Origin of the sequence: Streptomyces prasinopilosus (assembly GCF_001419695.1) — a bacterium.
Lineage (GTDB): Bacteria > Actinomycetota > Actinomycetes > Streptomycetales > Streptomycetaceae > Streptomyces > Streptomyces prasinopilosus.
In genome coordinates, this window is record NZ_LIRG01000595.1 from 1 (window position 1) to 3,401 (window position 3,401).

The 3,401-nt window shown below is 72.0% G+C and carries 5 protein-coding genes; 4 read left to right on the forward strand and 1 reads right to left on the reverse strand.

Annotation, left to right across the window (positions count from 1 at the left end):
- The first annotated feature begins 48 nt into the window (after window positions 1–48).
- The 4 genes from mqnE to AOK18_RS22940 all read left to right on the forward strand — a co-directional run bounded on the left by mqnE (window position 49) and on the right by AOK18_RS22940 (window position 3,047).
- Window positions 49–1,212, forward strand: a complete 1,164-nt coding sequence (gene mqnE / locus AOK18_RS22925; protein ID WP_055573908.1) for an aminofutalosine synthase MqnE — start codon at window positions 49–51, stop codon at window positions 1,210–1,212.
- Window positions 1,213–1,228: 16 nt separating this feature from the next.
- Window positions 1,229–1,753, forward strand: a complete 525-nt coding sequence (locus AOK18_RS22930; RefSeq protein ID WP_055573907.1) for a GNAT family N-acetyltransferase — start codon at window positions 1,229–1,231, stop codon at window positions 1,751–1,753.
- Between the two features lie 177 nt (window positions 1,754–1,930).
- On the forward strand, window positions 1,931–2,251 hold the full coding sequence (locus tag AOK18_RS22935; protein WP_055573906.1) for a DUF4229 domain-containing protein: 321 nt from the start codon (window positions 1,931–1,933) through the stop codon (window positions 2,249–2,251).
- An 85-nt stretch (window positions 2,252–2,336) separates the two neighbouring features.
- Entirely contained in the window at window positions 2,337–3,047 is a 711-nt protein-coding gene (locus tag AOK18_RS22940) for a TetR/AcrR family transcriptional regulator (RefSeq protein ID WP_055695563.1), read from the forward strand.
- On the opposite strand, the gene AOK18_RS22945 is transcribed toward AOK18_RS22940, so the two are convergent.
- Window positions 3,017–3,401, reverse strand: a 385-nt coding sequence (locus AOK18_RS22945) for a MaoC family dehydratase (RefSeq protein ID WP_276205365.1), incomplete at its 5' end; no start/stop codon positions are given. The genes AOK18_RS22940 and AOK18_RS22945 overlap by 31 nt on opposite strands.

Sequence of the window (3,401 nt, forward strand, 5' to 3'; positions counted from 1 at the left end):
CAGCCGGGAAACCGGAACAGTCGGGACAGTCGGGAAAGAGGTATCCGCATGGACGTCGGGCTCAAGCGCGAGCTGGAGGAGAAGGTCCGCTCCGGCGAGCGGCTGTCCCGCGAGGACGGCATCGCGCTGTACGAGTCGGACGACCTGGCCTGGCTGGGCGGACTGGCGCACGAGGTGCGGACGCGGAAGAACGGCGACGTCGTCCACTTCAACGTCAACCGCCACCTCAACATGACGAACGTGTGCACCGCCTCCTGCGCGTACTGCTCCTTCCAGCGCAAGCCGGGGGAGAAGGACGCGTACACGATGCGGATCGAGGAGGCGGTGAAGCTCGCCAAGGCGATGGAGGCGGAGAACCTCACCGAACTGCACATCGTCAACGGGCTCCACCCCAACCTGCCCTGGCGCTACTACCCGCGCTCCCTGCGCGAGCTGAAGGCCGCGCTGCCGGACGTGTCGCTGAAGGCGTTCACCGCCACCGAGATCCACCACTTCGAGACCATCTCCGGGCTGTCCGCCTCCGAGATCCTCGACGAGCTGATCGACGCCGGGCTCGAGTCCCTCACCGGCGGCGGCGCGGAGATCTTCGACTGGGAGGTCCGGCAGCACATCGTCGACCACCGCACCCACTGGGAGGACTGGTCGCGGATCCACCGGCTGGCGCACGAGAAGGGGCTGAAGACCCCCTGCACCATGCTCTACGGCCACATCGAGGAGCCCCGCCACCGCGTCGACCACGTGCTGCGGCTGCGCGAACTCCAGGACGAGACCGGCGGCTTCCAGGTCTTCATCCCGCTGCGCTACCAGCACGACTTCGTGGACATGAAGGACGGCAAGATCCGCAACCGCCTCCAGGCCAGGACGCAGATGGCCACCGGCGCCGAGGCGCTGAAGACGTTCGCCGTCTCCCGCCTCCTCTTCGACAACGTCCCGCACGTCAAGGTCTTCTGGGTGATGCACGGCGTCAACACCGCCCAGCTCGCCCTCCAGCACGGCGCGGACGACATGGACGGCTCGGTCGTCGAGTACAAGATCACGCACGACGCGGACAACTTCGGGACGCCGGACAAGCTCACCCGCGACGACCTGCTGGACCTCATCCGCGACGCCGGTTTCCGCCCGGTGGAGCGCAACACGCGGTACGAGATCATCCGCGAGTACGACGCCGCCGACCCCGCCCGCCGCGAGTCCCCGCAGCCGATGCGGGTCTGAGGGGGAGTCCCGTTCCATGCCGCTGACCTTCACGCTGGATCCGCCCGTCACCCCCGGACTCCGCGACGGCATCCTGGAGCTGTGGGTGGACGTCACCGAGGCGGGCGGAGCCGTCGGCTTCGTGCCGCCGGTGACCCGGGAGGACGTCCGGCCGGAACTGGTACGGCAGTTCGTGGCCATGGAGGAGCGACGGTCCCGGCTCCTCGTCGGGTTCGACGAGGAGGGGCGGGTCGCCGCGACGGCGTTCCTCACCCTCAACACCCACCGCCTGATGACGCACTGGATCTGGCTGTACACGGTGATGGTCCACCCCCGCCACCAGGGCAAGGGGTACGGCCGTGACCTGCTCGCCGCCGCGGAGCGGGCCGCCCGCACCCTCCCCGGCGTCGAGGCGATCCGGCTCACCTGCCGCGGCGGCCTCGGCCTGGAGGGCTTCTACGGCTCCTGCGGCTACAAGGAGGTCGGCCGGGTCCCCGCCGCGATCAGGGTGGCTCCGGGCGACGACCGGGACGACGTCATCATGCTGCTGCCCCTGACCTGATCCCGGCACCGGGCCGGAGCCGAGCCACGGGGGCGGGCCGGAGTCGGCGGTAATGTCATGTACGCGCCTGCCTGGGGACCCCGCCGCGGGTGCACGGGTGCGGACGTGCTTCACTGGAGGTGTCCCATTAACCCCTTGGGATACGTTCTGGCCGTTCGTCCGGGAGAGTGGAAGAAGATGCTCCGCTACACGTTGATGCGCTTCGGGATCTTCGTGGGCTGCCTCCTGGTCGTCTGGGGCCTCGTCTACTCCGGCCTCGCCCCGCGCGGCCTGGGCGACTCCAACGGGCTGTGGATCGTCCTGCTCGCCCTGGTGCTCTCGGCGCCGATCAGCCTCGTGGTGCTGCGCAAGCAGCGGGACGTGGCCTCCGAGACCATCGTGCGCCGGGTCGACCGGGCGAAGGCCGGCCTGGCGGCCAACCGCAGCCAGGAGGACGACGCCGACGACGGCGCCCGCGGCACGCGGGAGCAGGACCAGGAGCAGGCGAAGGCCTCTTAGGGGCCCGGGGCGTGCGCCCGGTTCGGGCGGGACGGGTTTCCCGCGCGGGCGGGCGAGGGTGCCCCCGCCCCGTAGGCTGCTCCGTATGGGTGCCGTGAAGAGCAAGCGGATGCCGCGCGCGGTCCGCGAGCAGCAGATGCTGGACGCCGCCGTGCGGACCTTCGGCCAGCGCGGCTACATGGCCGCGTCGATGGACGAGATCGCCGAACTGGCGGGTGTGTCCAAGCCGTTGGTCTACCTGTATCTGAACTCCAAGGAAGACCTGTTCCTCGCGTGCATCCGCCGCGAGGCGAAGGCCCTCGTCGAGGCGGTGCGCGCCGGCGCCCGCCCCGCCCTCCCCGCGGACCGCCAGCTGTGGGCGGGGCTGACGGCCTTCTTCGCCCACACCGCGCGGCACCCGGACGGCTGGGCCGTCCTGCACCTCCAGGCCCGTACGCACGGCGAGGTGTTCGCCGCCGAGGTCACCGCGATGCGCGCGGACATCGTGACCTTCGTGACCGAGCTGATCCTCGCCGCCGCCCGGGAAGCCCACCGTGACCCCCACCTCCCCGGCCGCGAGGTCGCCGGGCTCGCGGAAGCACTGGTCGGCGCCGCCGAGGCGCTCGCGGCCTGGGCCAACAGCACGCCGGGCGTCACCGCCCGGCAGGCGTCGGCCACTCTGATGAACTTCGCCTGGGCGGGACTGGGCGACCTGATGGCGGGCCGCCCCTGGTCGCCGCCCGAGGGCGAAGCCCCGGACACCGGCGCCGGGTCCGGCGCGGACGTTCACACCGGGCGGACCTCCCCGGTGAGGTGAAGGCGGTCGCCGGGACCGCGCAGTTCGAAGCGCCCGTCCCGCGCCCCGAACGTCACCGTCCCCGGCAGCAGGACCGGCGCCCTGAAGTCGGCCCGGACCGCCACCGCCTCCGGAACGCCGTGCGCGGCGAGGCAGCGGGCCACGGTCCACATGCCGTGCGCGACCGCGCGGGGGAAGCCGAAGAGCCGTGCGGCGAGCGGGTGCAGATGGATCGGGTTGCGGTCGCCGGAGGCGGCACCGTACCGCCGTCCCGTGTCCCCGGCCAGCAGCCACGCGTCGACGACGGGCAGCGGCCGCGCCGTCGCCGGCTCCTCCTCCGGACGCGGGGCGGACGGCCCCGCGCCCGCCCCCGAG